Raw genomic sequence first — 18,873 nt, forward strand, 5'->3', positions numbered from 1 at the left:
GTCAACTGATCTCGCCGCTGTCCTGCAGGACGGTTTCCTCGGCCCGGTGCTCGTCGGAATGCTCCTCGGCGGCCAGACGTGGGATCAACCCACCCGCGAGGACGTCGGCGACCTGACGGGGCGACAGCCGGTGCCGCACAGTGAATGTCCGATCCTTGGTGACGTTGCGAACGGTGAGGGTGTCCGTGTCGCCGAGCACATCCCGGACATCGTCGAGGCGCAGCACGTCGTCGCGGTCGATGCCGTCGTAGTCGGCGGGGTCATCGAATTCGACTGCGAGTACGCCGAAGTTGGCGAGGTTCTGCCAGTGGATGCGCGCAAACGACTTCGCGATGACGACCCGAAGACCCAGATGCCGGGGCGCGATGGCGGCGTGTTCGCGTGACGACCCCTGCCCGTAGTTGTCACCGCCGACGATGATGTGCCCGGCGTCCGCGGCGCGGGCGCGGTCCGGATAGGTGTCGTCGACCTGGGTGAAACTGAACTCCGCAAGCTTGGGGATGTTGGAGCGGAAGGGAAGTGCGCGTGCACCGGCCGGCGAGATCTCGTCGGTGGAGATGTTGTCACCGACCTTGAGCAGGACCGGCGCCTCGATCTCGTCGGGCAGCGCGTCCAACTCGGGGAGGCTCGAGATGTTGGGGCCCTTCACCGGTTCGACCTCGGCTGCCTCCGCCGCGGACGGCGGCTCGACGAGCATCGCCGTGTTGATCGAATGCTGTTGCGGGAAATCCAGATCCGGGTATGCCACGCCGACGTCACCGGCCCAGTCGCGGGGGTCGGTGATCACGCCGGTCAGCGCCGAGGCTGCTGCGGTCTCCGGCGAGCACAACCACACCGAATCCTCTTTGGTGCCCGAGCGGCCGGGGAAGTTGCGTGGCATGGTGCGCAGCGAGTTGCGACCGGTGGCCGGCGCCTGTCCCATCCCGATGCAGCCCATGCAGCCGGCCTGATGGATGCGCGCACCGCCGATGACGAGGCTGGTGGTGGCCCCCATCTTGGTGAGGTCGGTGAGGATCTCCCGCGAGGTGGGGTTGACGTCGAAGCTCACTTCCGGCGACGTCTGGCGCCCGTCGACCATGGCTGCGGCGATCGCGAAGTCGCGCAGTCCGGGGTTCGCACTGGACCCGATCACCACCTGCGAGATGTCCTCCCCGGCCACCCCACGTACCGGCACCACGTTGCCGGGCGACGACGGCTTCGCGATCAGCGGTTCGATCTCGCTGAGGTCGATGGTCTCGTCGCTGTCGTAGGTCGCGCCGTCGTCGGCGACGAGTTCGATCCAGTCGTCCTCGCGGCCCTCCGCCCGCAGGAAGTGCCGGACCTCGTCGTCGCTGGGGAAGACCGTGGTGGTGGCGCCGAGTTCGGCTCCCATGTTGGCGATGACGTGACGGTCCATCGCGGTGAGTGTGTCCAGGCCGGGGCCGTGATATTCGATGATCCGGTTCACGCCGCCCTTGACGTCGTGGCGCCGGAGCATCTCCAGGATCACGTCCTTGGCCGAGCACCAGTCCGGCAGCCTGCCTTCCAGCCGCACACCCCAGATCTCCGGCATGCGGATGTTCAGCGGTCGGCCGGCGATGGCGAGGGCCACCTCGAGTCCACCCACGCCGATGGCGAGCATCCCCAGCGATCCGGCCGCCGGTGTGTGCGAATCCGATCCGACCATCGTCTTGCCCGGTATGCCGAAGCGCTGCATGTGCGTCGGATGGGAGACACCGTTGCCAGGTTTGGAGAACCAGAGGCCGAAGCGCTGGCACGCCGTGCGCAGATACTCATGGTCCTCGGCGTTCTTCTCGTCGGTCTGCAGCAGATTGTGGTCGACGTACTGGACGCTGACCTCGGTCCGTCCACGGTCGAGGCCGAGGGACTCGAGTTCCTGCATGACGAGGGTTCCGGTGGCGTCCTGGGTGAGGGTCTGGTCGATCCGGATGGCGATCTCCTCGCCCGGGGCCATCTCCCCAGATTCCAGATGCGCACCGATCAGTTTGCGTGCGACGTTCTCGGGCATCGTGCACTCCTCCGCGACACGTTGGCGTTCTCGCTCGGGCTGGTTCCGTGTGACGAGTACCCAGTACAACCCGCGGCTACACGGCCATAGGTTGCATTCGCGGAATCTGGATTCCCTGAGGCTCAATCCGGCGGCGGCCACGCGACGATCGGAGTGGCCTTATCGACTAGTCCGGGTCGCCGTCCACACTGTTGGTCGAGTCGAGCCGCACCTTGATTCGTTGGTCGAGTAGTCCGAGCCACACCCCACCCGTCGGTCGCGTAGCCCGAGCCGCACCCCCCACCGTTGGTCGAGTAGTCCGAGCCGCACCCCCACCGTTGGTCGAGTAGTCCGAGCCGCTAGGCGAGGACGTATCGAGACCTCGGACACCGACTAAACCCACTGCACCACAGTGCTTGTCACACCCGACCGATATCCTAAACGCAATCAGATAACGCAGACTCAACGCTATCCACAGTCTCCGGCCCAGCAACCAAGATTGTCAGACCCACCCGATACTCTGATCTCAGTCCCATTCCCACACAGCACCTCCCACTCACGAAAGGCCTGGCGTGTTCACCTACACCGATCCCGGCACACCGCTCAACCGTTAATCGAGTGGTCCGAGCCGCCCCCACCCGCTGGTCGAGTAGTCCGAGCCGCGCCCCACCCGTTGGTCGAGTAGTCCGAGCCGCACCTCTCACCCGTTGGTCGAGTAGTCCGAGCCGCTAGGCGAGGACGTAATCGAGACCTCCGGAACCATCGAAACCTACTGCACCACCGAACTTGTCACACCCACCCGATATCCTGAACCCCAATCGGAAACCGCAGCAGAACCACTATCCACAGGCTCCGGATCAGCACCCGGAATTGTCAGACCCACCCGATACTCTGATATCAGTCCCATTCCCGCACAGCACCTCCCACTCACGAAAGGCCCGGCGTGTTCACCTACACCGATCCCGCAGCCGACGACAACCTGTTGTCGTCGGTCGGTGCTGAGGGGTTGGGGGCGTTCGCGCGCGACGCGCTGCGGCTGAGCCGACAAGCCGAAGCACGCGCACTATTGATGGCCTACCACATCGGCGAAAGCGCATACAACGAGCGACTGTTCGGAGCCGACGGCCGCCACCGCATGATCTTCGGCCAAACCGCCCGCAACACCGCGGTCGGCGAAATCTCCCTGGCATTACGGATCAACAAAACCAAAGCCGGCGAATGGTACTCACTCGGCGCCTCCCTGCAGGAGTACCCCAAGATTCGGATGGCGTATCTGGCCGGCGAATTCAGCACCCACCGCATGTCGGTGATGGTGCACGCCGCCGACATCGCCCCCAAAGGCGACCTCCGCGACCAACTCCCCAACCCCGACGACATCACCGATGATGCGGCTGACAAGCCGACCGACCCGACCCTCGACGACCTCCTCGACAACGACGACGAGGCCGACGACACCGATCCGGATGCCGAGGTGCAGCCAGAACCGCAACCCGACCAGGACGGGCCGGTCAGCTTCGAAGACCTCGCCCTGGAGTTGGGGAACCGGGCCTCCACCGACACCGCGTTGCGCGATGACCTGGCCGACGCCGTGATCAGCCTGGATCCGGACGGGGCGGCCGAATCCCGGGATGCGATCGCCGAAGCGTTCGAGAACATCACCTTCAGCAACGAAGCCGGCGGGCACATGAACCTCGACGCCTGCATGCCCGCCGAGCACGGCGTGCATCTGCGTGACCGCATCACCAAGCTCGTCGCGGCACGCGTGTGTAAGAACGATCCACGCACCCTCGGCCGACAACGCATCCTCGCGTTCGGGGAGATCGTCGGTATCCCTGGCGCCACCCTGGCCTGTGAATGCGGCGAGGACACCTGCACCGCAGGACAAGCCCGCACCAAGCGCGGGAAGCGGACGGCGCCGCCCACCACCGGCGGCAACGCTTCGAACCAGCCTCACCCAGAGACAGCCGAAACCACCGACACCACCGGCCATGAGATCGACCCGAGCGACGGTGACGACGAGACTGGTCAGTCGCCGAGCAGCGCGTCCATCACCGCGCCCACCGACGCCGCACCCACCGACGCCGAGCCGGCCGTATCCGCCGAGAACCATGACACCGCCGACACCACGGACGGCTCCGACAACCACGACGTCGCCGAGACCGGCAGCGAGCCCGACATCGCCAACGTCGACAGCACCGACGATGACGACACAACTGAGACCGACGCCGACACCGCTGACGACACCGACAACGCCGACGACGACAACGCCGACGACGACACCGACAGCACCGAACAGGCAGCCCCCAACCCAGCGCCCATCGACCTCCCGATCCCACCGGCCTGGACCCTGCTGCACGACCCCACCGGCATCGAACCCACCCGGCTGCAGGGCTACGGCGCCATCGACCCCGCCCACGCCGACAGACTCGCCCCTAAGGCGAAGATCATCACCGTCCCCACCCTGACCACCCCGAAACCGGCGAGCAGACTGATCGTCGTCGGCGACCGAGCCCTGGCGCCACCCATCGACCCCACCGGACACGGCGGATTCGACATACCACCACCCGGAGCGCTCATCTACCGACCACCCGACCGGATGCGTGCCGAAATCACCTATCTCGATCGGCGCTGCCGTTACCCGTACTGCAGCCGACCATCGCACGAGTGCGAACTCGACCACCTGGTGAAGTTCAACCATGCCGACCCACTGGCCGGCGGCTGGAGCGTGCCCTTCAACTTCGCACCACTCTGCCGACCCGACCACCACCGCAAACACGACGGCGGCTGGGTGCCGACCATGCACACCGACCGCACCATCACCTGGCGCAACCTACGCACCGGCGAAACCATCATCACCTACCCGCGGTGATGCCGTCGGAGGGTCAGTCCTCGATCCGGTTGCCCTTCTCATCCCAGTGGGCGGCAACCTTTTTGCTCGGCTGCACCCGTGGTGGCTCGCCGGGCATCTTGGGATAGCTCGGCGGGTACGGCATGTCGCCGAGACCGTTCGCGTCGTCGCGCTGCACCATTTCGAGGAGCGGCTCGATCCCGCGACGATGATCGGCGATGTCGGCCATCGGATCTCCGCGCCTGGCAACGAGATCCGGGACCGTGGCGATGGTGCAGTCGTCGGGATCGACGTCGGCGAGCTCGTCCCACGTCACCGGCGTCGAAACCCGCGCATTGGGGCTGCGCCGCGCAGAGTACGGCGATGCCATCGTGCGGTCGCGGGCGTTCTGGTTGTAGTCGATGAAAATGCGTTCGCCGCGTTCTTCTTTCCACCACGACGGCGTCACCCCGGCGGGGTCGCGACGCTCCATCTCACGCGCGATCGCGATCACCGCACGGCGGGTTGCGATGAAATCCCACTTCGGTTCGATGGGTACGAACACGTGAATACCGCGACCACCCGACGTCTTGGGAAAACCCCTGTAGCCCAGCTCCTCCAGCAGCGGCGCAAGCACATCGATCGCCACCCGCCGCACATCATCGAAGTCGGTCCCCGGCTGCGGGTCCAGGTCGATACGCAACTGATCGGGGTGCTCGTTGTCCGGGTCCACCGTGGGCCAACTGTGAAAGGTGAAGGTGCCGAGGTTCGCTCCCCACACCACGTCGGCCGGAATGGTCGGCTTGATCGCATCACCCGTGCGGCCAGACGGGAAGACGATGTGGGTCGACTGCACGTGATCGGGGCGCTTCTTGGCGATGTGCTTCTGATAGATCTCCTCGCCCTCGACGCCGTCCGGGAATCGTTGGAGGAAGGTCGGCCGATCGCGCAACGCCGTCATGATTGCCCCCTGCAGGGCCATCTCCCGGTAGTAGCCCACCAGATCCCTTTTGCGGCCGCCGTTCTCGCCGATCTCCGGGAAATAGATCTTGTCCGGGTTGCTGAGCCGCACGGCCACGCCCTCGACATCGAGCTCTTCAGCGGGAGAACGAGAAGGCATGTCAGGACGTCCCTTCCAGCACGTCGTGCAGATCATAGGTCAGTGGAACCTCGAGCTGCTCATACGTGCAGCTCTCCGGTTCCCGATCCGGCCGCCATCGCAAGAACTTCACCGTGTGCCGGAACCGATGGTTCTCCATCTGGTCGTAGGCGACCTCCACGACGAGATCCGGCTTGATGGGAATCCACTCCCCCGACTTCTCCGACCGCCACCGCGTCGGCTCACCGGAGGCCGGCTTGTCCGGGTCGAGACGCATCGGCTCGAACATCTGCTGCAACTCCACGCGTTTGGCGTCAGAGAACGCGCCGGCACCACCGACCATCCGCAGCTCGCCGTCGGCATAGAGGCCGAGCAACATCGACCCCAGCCCGGTCCCGCTCTTGTGGACGCGATACCCGAACACCACACAGTCGGCCGTGCGCTTGTGCTTGACCTTCACCATCTCGCGTTTGCCCTCGACGTACACGCCGTCGAGTCGCTTACCCACCACACCGTCGAGGCCTGCGCCTTCGAAAGCGGTGAACCAGTCGGTCGCCACCGCGGCATCGCTGGTCACGCGACTCACCCGCAGCCGTCGGTCACCCCCGCCGGACGGGTCGATCGCCCGCAGCAACGCCTCCCGCCGCACCGGGAACGGTTCGTCGACGACGCTCGCCTTGCCGAGCGCCAGTGCGTCGAAGCCGATGAAGATCGCCGGGGTCTTCTCGGCCAGCATGTTGATGCGGGACTCTGCGGGATGGATTCGCTGCGTCAGAGAATCCCAGTCGAGCCGGTGGGTGTCGCCGATCAGGGCCGGAACGCCGATCTCACCGTCGACCACCGCCTTGTCGGGCAGTTCGTCCTTCGCTGCGGCGACCAACTCCGGAAAATAGCGGGCCAGATCCTTACCGCCCCGCGACCCGATCGCCACCTCATCGCCGTCCCGAAAGATCAACGCCCGAAAGCCATCCCACTTCGGCTCGTACGACCAGACCGGGTCGCCACCGGGTTGGTCGGGCACGGTGGTCACGGCTTTGGCGAGCATCGGGGCGATCGGCGGCATAACCGGGAGGTCCACGCGTTCATGGTACGTGGCGGAGGGGTTTCGATACGCCGGCTCGCAAGCTCGCGCGGCTACTCAACCAACGAAAAAAGACCGCCCCGCAAGCTCGCGCGGCTACTCAACCAGCGGGTGGCCTCCTCGGTAAGGTGACCCGCGATGGACCTGGGAGAGATCGCGCCGCCGGCCGGACGGTACGCGCCGTCGCCGTCGGGTGACCTGCACGTCGGCAACCTGCGCACCGCGGTGCTGGCGTGGCTGTTCGCCCGCACCACCGAACGCACTTTCCTGATCCGCATGGAAGATCTGGACCGCACCGCCGTCGGGTCAGACCAGCAACAACTGGCCGACCTGGCCGCATTGGGCCTCGACTGGGACCCGCCGGTCGTCTACCAGACCACGCGACTCGCGTCCTACCAGTCGGTGATCGACGGGTTGCGTGACCAGGGACGCACTTTCGAATGCTTCTGCACGCGCCGGGAGATCCTCGACGCTCCGTCGGCGCCTCACGCACCACAGGGCGCCTACCCCGGCACCTGCCGCGACCTCGCCAAGACCGAACGCGCCGAACGCCGCGCGACGGGACGCGCCCCAGCCATCCGCATCCGCACGGACGTCGACCACTTCACCGTCCACGACCTGCTGCACGGGGACCACACCGCGGCGGTCGACGACTTCGTCATCCAACGCAACGACGGCACACCGGCCTACAACCTGGCAGTCGTCGTCGACGACGCCGCGCAGGGCGTCGACCAGGTGGTGCGCGGCGGCGACCTGCTGTCCTCGGCACCCCGCCAGGCCTACCTGGCGACCCTGCTCGGCCATCGGCCGCCCACCTACGCCCACGTTCCGATGGTGCTCAACGAGAAACGCATCCGGCTCAGCAAACGCGACGGTGCGGTCACCCTCGGCGACCTGGCGGAACACGGGGTGACCGCCGACCAGGTGCTGACCCACATCGCGCGGTCACTGCACTTGGCCGCCGACGGCGAGTCCGTGGACCTACCCACGCTGGCCGACCGATTCGATCCCGCCGCACTCCCGAAAGAGCCGTGGATCCTCACCGACGCCGAGTGGCGGTGACGCGGCGCCGGTGAGACACGCCGGTCAGGCCGTGGCAAGGAGCCGATCGAGGACGTCGTGCAGGGTCAGCACACCGGCCACCCGGTCGCCGTCGACGACGACCGCGACATGTCTGCGGGTTTCCCGCATGACCGCCAGCGCCTTGTAGACCGGTTCGTCCGCCGCGAAGGTCGGCACCGGCCGCATCAGGTCGGCCGCCGACATCCCGGCAGCCGCCGACAGGCTGTCCCGCACGTGCACCACACCGGTATAGATGCCAGTGGTGTTGTCCCGCACCAGCAGTCGCCGGTGACCGGTCGCCATCGACTTCTCGCGGACCTCCTCGGCGGTCGCGTCGCGGTCGACGGAACTCACCAGATCGTCGGACAGCACATCGGCGACGGTGAGTCGCTGCAACTCCAGCGCCCCGGTCAGATGCGCGTGATACCGCTCGTCCAGTGTGCCGACCGTGGCCGAATGCTCGACCAGATGGCGCAGCGCATCGGCGTCCTGCCCGGCCCCGACCTCGTCGACCGGCTGCACGCCGACCCGGTGCAGACACCAGTTCGCCAGCGCGTTCAGCCGAGTGATGAGCGGACGGGTCACCCACATGAACGCCCGCATCGGGATGGCCAGCAACGTCGCCGACCGCTCCGGGTGAGCGATCGCCCATGACTTCGGCGCCATCTCCCCGACGACCAGATGCAGGAACGTCACGATGATGAGCGCGAGGACGAAACCGGCGATGTCAGCGGTCCAGGTCGGCATGCCCCAGCCGGCGAACACCGGCGTGAGCCAGTGATGCACAGCCGGTTTGGTGACCGCACCGAGTGCAAGCGTGCACACGGTGATACCCAGCTGCGACCCGGCAAGCAGCACCGAGAGCTCCGACGCGCTGCGCAACGCCGCACGTGCGGAACGACTGTTGACGGCAGCGTCCTCGAGCCGGTGACGGCGGGCGGCGATCAGCGCGAACTCGACCGCCACGAAAAAGGCGCTCGCCGCGATCAATCCGACGGTCACGAGGGCCACGATCCACGGGTTGCTCATCGCGCACTCCCTTCGTCGGTATCGGCATGGGCGTCGGCGGGGATGGTCAACAACACCGACGACGGCACGTGCCGGGCCACCGACAGCACCCTGATCGTCGCCCGGGCCGCGACCACGTCGTCCTCGTCCAGCAGCGCCGGGTCGTCGGCCAGTTCCACCTCGACGGAGTCACCGACCTCCGGCAGCCCACCGAACTCGGCCATCACCAGGCCGGCGACGGTTTCGTGGTCACCTTCGGGCAGGTCTCGCCCGATCACGCGGGACACCTCGTCGAGGTGCGCGTCACCACGCACCCGCCAGCCGTCGTCGAGGCGCGCGACCGGGGTCGCGACATCGGTGTCGTGCTCGTCGTCGATCTCGCCGACGAGTTCCTCGGCGATGTCCTCGACCGTCACCACACCGGCGAAACCGCCGTACTCGTCGATCACGACCGCCATCTCGTCGGACGCGTCGTCGATCTGGGCGAGCACCTCGGGCAGCGGCAGTGAGATGGGCACGATGACCGCCTGCCGCGCGAGGTCGCCGGCGGTCGCCGAATCATCCGGCCCCTCCGACCACGTCAGCAGTTCGTGCAGGTGCACCACACCCGCGACATCGGCACGCTCGTCGACGACCGGATAGCGGGTGTGTCCGCTGCTCATCGCCTCGAGAACCGAGCCGGCCGGATCATCGACACGCACGGTGTCCACGCGGGTCCGCGGGATCATCGCGTGACCCGCGGTACGCGTCGGGAAATCGAGAACCCGGTCGAGCAGCGCCGACAGGTCGGCGGGGAGTTCGCCGGCGTCGCGGGACTCGGCGACGATGTGCTCGAGGTCGCGCGGAGTGGCCGAATGCTCGACGTCGTGCACGGGTTCGATCCGGAGTGCTTTGAGCAGCAGGTTCGATGCGGTGTCGAAAAGGCTGATCAGCCAGCCGAACACGGCCAGGTAGATGGTCGTCGATCGCGCCAGCCAGCGCGCCACCGGTTCGGGACGCGCGATAGCCAGGTTCTTGGGGAAGAGCTCACCGAACACCATCTGGACCACGGTGGAGAACAGGATGGCGATGACGGTGCCGATGGTCACCCCCAGGGCGACCGGGATGCCGACGTCGCCGAGCAGCTCACCCACCCCGCTACCGATGAGCGGTTCGGCGACGTAGCCGACGAGCAGGCCGGTGACGGTGATGCCGAGCTGGGCACCCGACAACATGAACGAGGTGCGGCGGGTGACCGACAGCGCACGCTCCGCGGCGGCATCACCCGCTTCGGCGCGCGCCTTGAGCGCGGACCGGTCCACGGCCATGAAGCCGAACTCCTGCGCGACGAAGTAGCCGGTCAGCGCGGTGATGAGGAAGACGACCAGGATGCCGGCGACTATTCCCAGGAGGGTCAGCACGTGGTCACCGCCACGGATGGCGCGTCAGGCTGAGCGCCGGGTCTTCGAGGTTTCTTGCGTTTCGGTCGGGGGCGCTGGGCGCGTCTCATCGGGTCTTTCTCGCTGGACTTCAGGAATGGTGGAAAGAGTACTTTCCCGAATCAGCAACGAAAGCGGAGGCCGGTGTGTTCCCGGGCCGAACTGACCCAGGGACGCACGCGTGGGACTCACTCCGCCTCGGCGTCGATCACCTGCCGCGCCACGTCGATCAGCGGGGTGTTGGTGTCCTGCGACAGCCGCCGCAACAGCTCGAAAGCCTGGACGGCGTCGATCTTGAAACGCTCCATGATCATGCCCTTCGCCTGCCCGATCAGGTCCCGGCTGGCCAGCGCGCTGCGGAAATCACCCTGCTGACGTGCCCGGAACAGCGCGAGGGACGCATGGGTCGCGTAGACGAGGCCGACTTCTTCGGCGTCACCGTCGAAGGCATTGACCTGATCCGAGAACAGGTTCAGCGCACCGATCGTGCCCTGATGGGAGAACAGATGGAAGGACATGCTCGACCGCGCCGGCGTCTCGGCGAGGGTGCGCGCCGACAGCTCCGGCCACCGCGGATCCGTGGCGATGTCGTCCACGCGCACCATGTGGTGCTCCCAGGCCGCCTCGACACACGGCCCCTGCTCGGTCTCCTTCTGCAGCAGATCGAGATGGATCATGATGTCGTCGGTGGGTGCGATCGTCTCGTACTCACGGGCTTTGGCGTCGACGACGAGCACGCCGGCGTGGTCGGTTCCCGGAACATGTTCGACGGCACCGAATGTGACCGCCTCGAACACCGAATCCGCTGCCGTCCGGTCGCTCTCCGGGATCGCATGCATCGACCGCGCAAGGTCGGCGATCGCCTGGTGAACACTCATTTCTCGTGGTCTCCTCTGTCGAGCGGCCCCACCCGAACGGCCGCACTCACCGCTGGTGAACCCCAATCCACCGTAGTCGGCGACGGCAGGCGCGGGGCCGTGTCCCCACAGAAGCGGTCCCCGGAGCTACAACGTCCGAACTCCGGGGACCTGGCCCTCGGCGAACTCCGCGGCACCCGCCCGGGCTTCGTGAGCGTCTACCCGCACCGCGAGCGACCGAAACACGGCGGGGTCAGAATCCTCCGGTCACGACGAGCTCAGCGCGGGGTCCCGGCGTAATAGCGCGCCAGGAACTCGTCGCGATACTCGGCGTAGCGGCCGTCCTCGATCGCCTGCCGCGCCCGGTCCACCATCGTGACGATGAACGAGACGTTGTGCAGCGTCGCCAGAGTGGCGGCCAGGCCTTCCTTCGCCTTGAAGAGATGGTGGAGATAGGCCCGGCTGTACTGGGCGGAATAGTTGTCGATCTCGGGGTCGAGCGGCCGGAAATCCCTGCGGTAGCGCGCATTGGTGACGTTGTAGCGGCCGTCGAGCGAATAGATCGCACCGTTGCGGGCCACCCTCGTCGGCGACACGCAGTCAAACGTGTCGGCACCGTTCTCGATGGCGGTGAAGATGTCGTCGGGTTCGCTGATGCCGAGCAGGTGTTTGGCGGAGTCCTCCGGCAGTTCCTGGTTGACCCACCCGACGATGGTGCCGAGGTCGTCCTTGGTGAGGGCGCCGCCGATGCCGTACCCACCGAAGCCGCGTCCGCCGTCGGCCTGGTCCATCTTGCTCATCGTGACGAGGTCGCGGGCCGCTTTGCGTCGCAGGTCCTCGTACTGTGCCCCCTGGATGACACCCCACAGCGACTGCTGCGGGCGATGCACACGTTCGCGCGACAGCCGGTTGTGCTCGGCGAGGCACCGGATCGCCCACAGACGTGTCCGTTCCAGCGAATTCTCCTGGTAGCCACGGGTGTTCATCAACGTCGTCAGCTCGTCGAACGCGAAGATGATGTCGGCGCCGAGTTGATGCTGGATCTGCATCGACACCTCGGGGGTGAAGCGATGCGCCGAGCCGTCCAGATGCGACTTGAAGGTGACGCCGTCGTCGTCGACGAGGGAGAGCCGTTCGCGGCCTTCCGCGGTGATCTCGTCGTTCTGCTCACCGGTGACATCCATCGAGATCACCTTCTTGAACCCTGCGCCCAGCGACATCACCTGGAAACCGCCGCTGTCGGTGTAGGTGGGTCCGGACCAGTTCATGAAGGCGCCGAGTCCGCCGGCCTCGTCGATGATCTCCGGGCCCGGCTGCAGGTACAGGTGGTAGGCGTTGGCGAGGACAGCCTGCGCGCCGAGGTCGCGGACCGACTCGGGCAGCACCGTCTTGACCGTCGCCTTGGTGCCGACGGGGACGAAGGCCGGGGTGTGGATGCGGCCGTGCGGGGTGTCGATGACCCCGGTGCGGCCCAGCGTCCCGGGGAGCGTGGTCCCGACGGTGAACGCGTGGTCGGGGGGTAGGGCGGCAGAACTCACCGGCGAATTCTCGCAGTTCGCCGGGGCCACACAAAACCAGGTCGGGAACTCGACGCCCCGGAGCTCGACGCCCAGAACTCGACACAACGGCCCGCTGACCGATGTTCGATACGGTGAAGCCATGTCGCAGCTCATCAAACGTCTGGCCATCGGAGTCCCCGCCGTTGCCCTGTTCACTCTCGCCGCCGCGTGCGGAAGCGAGGAGCAGGCGGTGGAGACCACCACCACGACGGTCACCGAGAATCCGTCGGCACCCGTGGTCGCGGGCCCGAGTCCCCGCCAGAACACGCAGGCCCCCGCCATGGAACCCGACGACCGGGAGTGTGGCACCACCTCCGGGCCCGACGGCGCGCTGCGGGTGCTGGTCACCGACGGCAACGTCACCTGCGACGAAGCGATGGCGGTGGCGGCGCAATACGGACCGCTGATCGCGACCGGCCAGGACCAGATGGTCGACGGCTGGGACTGCGGCCCGTCCGATGACGACGGGGTGCTGGCACAGTGCGAACGCGACAACAACGACGCGACCGACGACGACGATGACGAGATCGACTTCGCGCCCTGACTCCCCTTGACCCTGACGCAACGTGAGGCACCACAGTGGCCGATGTGAGCGAAACGGAACACGGGTACACGGTCGGCGACGTCGCCCGCCTCGTCGGGGTGAGCGTCCGCACGCTGCACCATTACGACCACGTCGGTCTGGTGGTGCCGTCGGAGCGCACGCCCACCGGCTATCGGGTCTACGACGCGGGCGATGTCGAACGCCTGCATCAGGTGCTGACCTACCGTGAACTCGGGTTCTCGCTGGAGCAGATCGCGACCCTGCTCGACGACCCGTCCGTGGATGCCTGGGCGCATCTACGCGATCAGCGTGAGTTGCTGACCGATCGGATCGATCGCTTGCACCGGATGGTCGCCGCTGTGGAGGACATGATGAACGCGAAGAAGAAGGGCATCCAGCTCACCGCCGAGGAGCAGGCCGAGATCTTCGGCCAGGACTGGCTCGGCGAGGAGTACGCCGCCGAGGCCGAGGATCGGTGGGGCGACACCGACGCCTGGCGGCAGAGCCAGGAACGCACCGCCCGGTTCTCGAAAGACGACTGGCGGGAGGTCAAGGCCGACACCGATGCGCTGGAGGCGCGTCTCGCCGATGCCTTGCGCGCCGGCGTGGCGGCGGGTTCACCGGAGGCCAATGCACTCGCCGAGGAGCATCGGGCGTCGATCAACCGGTTCTACGACTGCGGCCACGAGATGCAGGTGAACCTCGCCGAGATGTACGTCGCGGACCCCAGGTTCACCGCGCACTACGACGAGCGAGCCGAGGGCCTGGCGCAGTATCTGCACGACGTCATCGTCGCGAATGCCGAGCAGCGCAGGTGATCTCGGGGTTGAACCCACGCGACTCCTGAAGAGCGGGCATCACCCCGACCCCTGAGGAGCCTGCGTCACCCCCGACCCCTGAGGAGCATGCGACGAAGGAGCCTGCGTCACGAAGGGGCCCTTCGTGACGCACGCTCGCAAGCTCGCGGGCTCCTCAGGGACCAGGGGGGACGCACAAGCTCGCGGGCTCCTCAGGGACCAGGGGGGACGCGCAAGCTCGCGAGCTCCTCAGGGACCAGGGGACAGCAACGCCGCCGCCACCCGCTCGAGCGCGGCGACGCGGCTGGCCTTGACGAGTACGGCATCACCGGAGCGCAGGTCGGCGAGGTCTGCCACCGCGGCGTCGACGTCGGGTACGTGTCGCGCGGATTCGCCGTAATCGGGTGCGTCCACGGCGATCACCTCGATCCCGAGGTCGCGGGCCTGCTCCGCGATCGAGGCGTGCGCGGCAGCCGACCCCGCACCGAGTTCGCCCATCGTCCCGAGGACTGCGACCCGGCGACCGGCGTCGAGCGCGGCCAACGACCGCAAGGCCGCGGCCATCGACGTCGGGTTGGCGTTGTAGGCGTCGTTGAGGACGACGACCCCCGCCGCCGACGTCGCCAACTCCATGCGCAGGCCGGACAGCGCGGCGACGATCAGCCCCTGCGCCATCCGTTCCACGGGCACGCCGAGCCATCCGGCCGCCGCGACCGCGGCGAGAGCGTTGGGAACCTGATGCTCGCCGCGCGCGCCCAACGCGATGTCGGCATCGCCCCACGGGGTGTGCAGCCGGAACGACGCGCGCAGCTCGTCGTCGACGACGACGCCCGACGCCGACACGTCGGCCGACGACGTCAGCCCGAACGTGAGCACACCGGCATCGGTGCGCTCGGCCATCGCCGCCACACGCTCGTCGTCGGCGTTGAGCACGGCCAGACCGTCCACCGGCAGGGACTCCACCAGCTCACCCTTGGCGCGGGCCACCGACTCGATGTCGCCGAACAACTCGAGGTGCACACCTTCGACACGGGTGACGATCCCGACGGTGGGGCGGGCGATGGAACACAGCAGGTCGATGTGGCCGACACCGCGGGCACCCATCTCGACGACGACCGCCTCGGTGTCGTCGGGAGCGTTGACCAGCGTCAGCGGCAGACCGAGTTCGTTGTTGAACGACTTCTCGCTGGCGGTGGTGCGGAAGGTCGTGGCGAGAGCACCGGCGAGCAGATCCTTGGTGGACGTCTTGCCCACGGACCCGGTCACCCCGACCACACGGTCGGGCAGGCGGTCGCGGGCCGCGCCGCCGAGATCGGCGAGAGCGGCGGCGGTGTCGGTGACGGTGATCGCCGGGATCGATGCACCCGGCACCGAGCCCTCCGAGGACAGGTACGCAGTGGCGCCGGACGCCTGCGCCGACGACACGAACTCGTGACCGTCCCGGGCCGCGACAATGGGGACGAACAACTGGCCCGCCGCAACAGTGCGTGAGTCGATGCCGGCACCGTCGATGTCCACGTCGTCGCCGACCAGCCGCCCGGAGACGGCTACCGCGACCTGACTCGCCTTGAACTGCACACGCCCAACGCTACAAGGGGCGCGATTCCCGACGCCGGGCGCGCATGTGCGGCTGCGCCGGAGCCGTGGCCGTATCGTGTCAGCCATGGCTTCACCCCTGCTGCGTCTGGTCGTCCTCTACGGCGGTGTGTCCGCCGAACACGACGTCTCGTGTGTCACCGCCGCCCACGTGCTGGCCGCGGCCGACCGCAGCAAGTACGACCTCGTCCCCGTCGGCATCACCAAGTCCGGCGTCTGGCTCCGCAACGACAAGGCCATCGCCACGATCGTCGAGGGCGGCGAGCTGCCCGACAAACTGGAACCGGCCGGCACCGAAGTGGAACCGCTGACCGCGATCCGCGGCGACGGCGGCTCCCAGGCGGTCACCGTCGTCCTCCCGCTGCTGCACGGTCCGCACGGCGAGGACGGCACCATCCAGGGAATGCTCGAGCTGTTCAAGGTCCCCTACGTGGGTGCGGGTGTGTTGTCGTCGGCGGTGTGCATGGACAAGGCGATGGCGAAGATCGTCGCCGAGCAGTCGGGCATCCCACAGTGCCGGTGGGTCCAATTCCGCGACGGCATCGACGACCCGAACGAGATCGTGTCGCGCGTCGTCGACGAGCTCGGGCTGCCGGTGTTCGTGAAGCCCGCCAACCTCGGCTCGTCGGTCGGGATCACCAAGGCCCACGATGCCTCCGAGGTCGACAAGGCCATCGACGTCGCCCTGCGCTACGACGACATCGTGATCATCGAGGAAGCCGTCACAGCCCGCGAGGTCGAGGTGGCAGTACTCGGCAACACCGCCCCCGAGTCGTCGGTGCCGGGCGAGATCCTTCCGGGCAGCGAGTTCTACGACTACGAGGACAAGTACGTCACCGGTGCCGCGCAGCTGGTGATCCCGGCCGATCTCCCCGAGGACGCGACGCGCGACGTGCGTGAGCTGGCCGCCCGGGCGTTCACCGCCCTGCGTTGCGCCGGTATGGCCCGCGTCGACTTCTTCTACGAAGCCGACGGGCGCGGCTGGTTGCTGAACGAGATCAACACGATCCCCGGCTTCACCCCGGCGTCGATGTATCCCAAACTGTGGGAGGCGACGGGGATCAGCTATCCGGATCTCATCGATCAGCTGGTCGCGCTGGCGCTGGACGGCCATCGTCGACGGACCGGGTTCTCGACCGAGCACTGATCTCGATACGCGACTCACTCCGTTCGCCGCTACTCGATCCACGGAGGGTCGCGCTGATCTCGATACGCGACTCACTCCGTTCGCCGCTACTCGATCCACGGGGGGCCGGTTGAGGTCACGGAGGGTCGTCGCCATCCGCCGGTTGAGGTCACGGGGGGTCGTCGCCATCCGCCGGTTGAGTAGCGACGTGCGAGCCTGCGAGCCCGACGCGTATCGAAACCCCAGAAGCCCCCAGTCGACGCGAAAGCCGGATCGGCCGGGGTTTCGGGCACGGACCACGAAGCCGGGACGGTAATGTGCTCGACGTGACAGACCCCGACCGCGACGCGACGCCCTCGCTGCGCCGTCGGGACGGGGAGCCGGTCGTGGTGCTGCGCGTCCTGGTGTATTCCGATCATTCGGACACCCGCGCGGCGGTCATCGGGGCCCTGGGCCGCACCCCCGACCCGGCGCTTCCCGAACTCAGCTTCGTCGAGGTCGCCACCGCCCCGATGGTCTTCGCACAGCTCGACGCCGGAGCGATCGACGTGGCGATCCTCGACGGTGAGGCCGCCCCCGCCGGCGGGATGGGGCTGGCGAAGCAGATGAAGGACGAGATCGACCCGTGCCCGCCGACCCTCGTGCTCCTCGGCCGCGCCGATGACCGCTGGCTCGCCGACTGGTCCCTCGCCGACGCGACCGCGACACTGCCGATCGACCCGATCGCGTTGTCCACCACGCTGGTCGACCTGCTGCGAAACACGGAACTGTAGAAAACCTCGACAAGGGCCGCTCGCCCACTAGTAGTCTTGTGTCACAGATCACATGTGACTCCTACTGTGGGGAGGCCGTCACGATATGAACGCCTACGTCCCGATCATGGTTCTCGGGGCAATTGCTGTGGCGTTCGCGGTCTTTTCGGTCGGGGTGGCGATGCTGGTCGGCCCGAAACGGTACAACCGCGCCAAACTCGAGCCCTACGAGTGCGGCATCGAACCGCTGACCGAATCCCACTCCCTGGCAACTGCCGGCGGCGAGGCGGGGGGCGGAGTCCTCACCGCGTCGCGCATCACCGAACGCGCGGTGCAGCGCATCCCGGTGAAGTACTACCTCACCGCGATGCTGTTCATCATCTTCGACATCGAGATCGTCTTCCTCTATCCGTGGGCGGTCGCCTTCGACCTCCTCGGCTGGTTCGGTCTCGCCGCAATGACCCTGTTCATCGTCAATGTCTCGGTGGCCTACGCCTACGAATGGCGGCGCGGAGGGCTCAGCTGGGAATGATCTGGGCCCCGGCGTGTGCCCGACGACGGGCACGTGCCGGGACCGCCGCTACACGCAAGGAGGTTCGCGGATGGGACTCGAGGAGAAACTGCCCAGCGGATTCCTGCTGAGCACGGTCGAGGACCTGGCCGGGTTCATGCGGAAGGGCTCGTTGTGGCCGGCCACGTTCGGATTGGCGTGCTGCGCCATCGAGATGATGGCGACCACCTCCGGCCGCTACGACCTGGCCCGCTTCGGCATGGAGGCGTTCCGCGCCTCCCCTCGGCAGGCGGACCTGATGATCGTCGCCGGCCGCGTCAGCCAGAAGATGGCGCCGGTGCTCCGTCAGATCTACGACCAGATGACCGAGCCCAAATGGGTACTGGCGATGGGGGTTTGCGCATCCTCGGGCGGGATGTTCAACAACTACGCGATCGTGCAGGGTGTCGACCACGTGGTCCCGGTCGACATCTACCTGCCGGGCTGTCCGCCGAGGCCGGAGATGTTGTTGCACGCCATCCTCAAGCTGCACGAACAGATCCAGGAGATGCCGTTGGGTGTCAACCGGGAGCAGGCGATCTGGGCGGCCGAACAGGCTGCGCTGCAGGCCCGTCCGACCATCGAGATGAAGGGTCTGCTGCGATGAAGG

Annotated in this window: 16 protein-coding genes; 8 read left to right on the forward strand and 8 right to left on the reverse strand. The window is 67.2% G+C overall.

The genetic code is table 11. The features are described from left to right. Window position 1: 1 nt before the first annotated feature. A complete protein-coding gene (locus VZC37_RS17480) occupies window positions 2–2,008 on the reverse strand; it encodes an aconitate hydratase (protein WP_330434048.1) in 2,007 nt (668 codons plus the stop codon). A 922-nt stretch (window positions 2,009–2,930) separates the two neighbouring features. Here VZC37_RS17480 and VZC37_RS17485 point away from each other — a divergent pair. Continuing rightward, window positions 2,931–4,856, forward strand: a complete 1,926-nt coding sequence (locus tag VZC37_RS17485; RefSeq protein WP_330434050.1) for an HNH endonuclease signature motif containing protein — start codon at window positions 2,931–2,933, stop codon at window positions 4,854–4,856. 13 nt (window positions 4,857–4,869) lie between these two features. On the opposite strand, the gene VZC37_RS17490 is transcribed toward VZC37_RS17485, so the two are convergent. Then, a complete protein-coding gene (locus VZC37_RS17490; protein WP_330434052.1) occupies window positions 4,870–5,934 on the reverse strand; it encodes a DNA polymerase domain-containing protein in 1,065 nt (354 codons plus the stop codon). Between the two features lies 1 nt (window position 5,935). Further along, complete coding sequence (locus VZC37_RS17495) at window positions 5,936–6,991, reverse strand: ATP-dependent DNA ligase (RefSeq protein WP_330434053.1); 1,056 nt, start codon at window positions 6,989–6,991, stop codon at window positions 5,936–5,938. A gap of 141 nt (window positions 6,992–7,132) precedes the next feature. Between VZC37_RS17495 and gluQRS the strand changes: the two genes are divergently transcribed. Continuing rightward, window positions 7,133–8,056, forward strand: coding sequence for a tRNA glutamyl-Q(34) synthetase GluQRS (gene gluQRS, locus VZC37_RS17500; protein ID WP_330434055.1), 924 nt, complete (start codon window positions 7,133–7,135; stop codon window positions 8,054–8,056). Between the two features lie 24 nt (window positions 8,057–8,080). Here gluQRS and VZC37_RS17505 read toward each other — a convergent pair whose 3' ends face one another. From VZC37_RS17505 to tgt, 4 genes are all read right to left on the reverse strand, one after another. Further along, window positions 8,081–9,085, reverse strand: a complete 1,005-nt coding sequence (locus tag VZC37_RS17505) for a hemolysin family protein (protein WP_330434056.1) — start codon at window positions 9,083–9,085, stop codon at window positions 8,081–8,083. Continuing rightward, entirely contained in the window at window positions 9,082–10,464 is a 1,383-nt protein-coding gene (locus tag VZC37_RS17510; RefSeq protein WP_330434058.1) for a hemolysin family protein, read from the reverse strand. Before VZC37_RS17510 ends, VZC37_RS17505 begins: the two co-directional genes overlap by 4 nt. Before the next feature lie 206 nt (window positions 10,465–10,670). Continuing rightward, window positions 10,671–11,360 carry a GAF and ANTAR domain-containing protein gene (locus tag VZC37_RS17515; RefSeq protein WP_330434060.1) on the reverse strand — a complete coding sequence of 230 codons (690 nt, stop codon included), beginning with the start codon at window positions 11,358–11,360 and terminating at the stop codon, window positions 10,671–10,673. Window positions 11,361–11,617: 257 nt separating this feature from the next. Beyond that, the gene (gene tgt, locus VZC37_RS17520; RefSeq protein WP_330434063.1) at window positions 11,618–12,877 is read right to left on the reverse strand and encodes a tRNA guanosine(34) transglycosylase Tgt; all 1,260 of its coding nucleotides are present in this window, start codon (window positions 12,875–12,877) and stop codon (window positions 11,618–11,620) included. 121 nt (window positions 12,878–12,998) lie between these two features. Between tgt and VZC37_RS17525 the strand changes: the two genes are divergently transcribed. Continuing rightward, window positions 12,999–13,442 (forward strand): hypothetical protein, encoded by a 444-nt coding sequence (locus VZC37_RS17525; protein ID WP_330434065.1) that lies wholly within the window; start codon window positions 12,999–13,001, stop codon window positions 13,440–13,442. Window positions 13,443–13,486: 44 nt separating this feature from the next. Further along, on the forward strand, window positions 13,487–14,260 hold the full coding sequence (locus VZC37_RS17530; protein WP_330434067.1) for a MerR family transcriptional regulator: 774 nt from the start codon (window positions 13,487–13,489) through the stop codon (window positions 14,258–14,260). Window positions 14,261–14,488: 228 nt separating this feature from the next. On the opposite strand, the gene VZC37_RS17535 is transcribed toward VZC37_RS17530, so the two are convergent. Further along, entirely contained in the window at window positions 14,489–15,817 is a 1,329-nt protein-coding gene (locus tag VZC37_RS17535) for a UDP-N-acetylmuramoyl-tripeptide--D-alanyl-D-alanine ligase (protein ID WP_330434068.1), read from the reverse strand. An 85-nt stretch (window positions 15,818–15,902) separates the two neighbouring features. On the opposite strand from VZC37_RS17535, the gene VZC37_RS17540 reads away from it, so the two are divergent. The 4 genes from VZC37_RS17540 to VZC37_RS17555 all read left to right on the forward strand — a co-directional run bounded on the left by VZC37_RS17540 (window position 15,903) and on the right by VZC37_RS17555 (window position 18,870). Then, window positions 15,903–16,982, forward strand: coding sequence for a D-alanine--D-alanine ligase family protein (locus VZC37_RS17540; protein WP_330434071.1), 1,080 nt, complete (start codon window positions 15,903–15,905; stop codon window positions 16,980–16,982). A 365-nt stretch (window positions 16,983–17,347) separates the two neighbouring features. Beyond that, window positions 17,348–17,734 carry a hypothetical protein gene (locus VZC37_RS17545; protein ID WP_330434443.1) on the forward strand — a complete coding sequence of 129 codons (387 nt, stop codon included), beginning with the start codon at window positions 17,348–17,350 and terminating at the stop codon, window positions 17,732–17,734. 85 nt (window positions 17,735–17,819) lie between these two features. Continuing rightward, entirely contained in the window at window positions 17,820–18,245 is a 426-nt protein-coding gene (locus VZC37_RS17550) for an NADH-quinone oxidoreductase subunit A (protein WP_330434073.1), read from the forward strand. Window positions 18,246–18,315: 70 nt separating this feature from the next. After that, entirely contained in the window at window positions 18,316–18,870 is a 555-nt protein-coding gene (locus VZC37_RS17555) for a NuoB/complex I 20 kDa subunit family protein (RefSeq protein ID WP_330434075.1), read from the forward strand. The last annotated feature ends 3 nt before the right edge of the window (window positions 18,871–18,873 follow it).

The sequence above is a fragment of the Gordonia sesuvii genome (assembly GCF_036350415.1).
Classification (GTDB): domain Bacteria; phylum Actinomycetota; class Actinomycetes; order Mycobacteriales; family Mycobacteriaceae; genus Gordonia; species Gordonia sesuvii.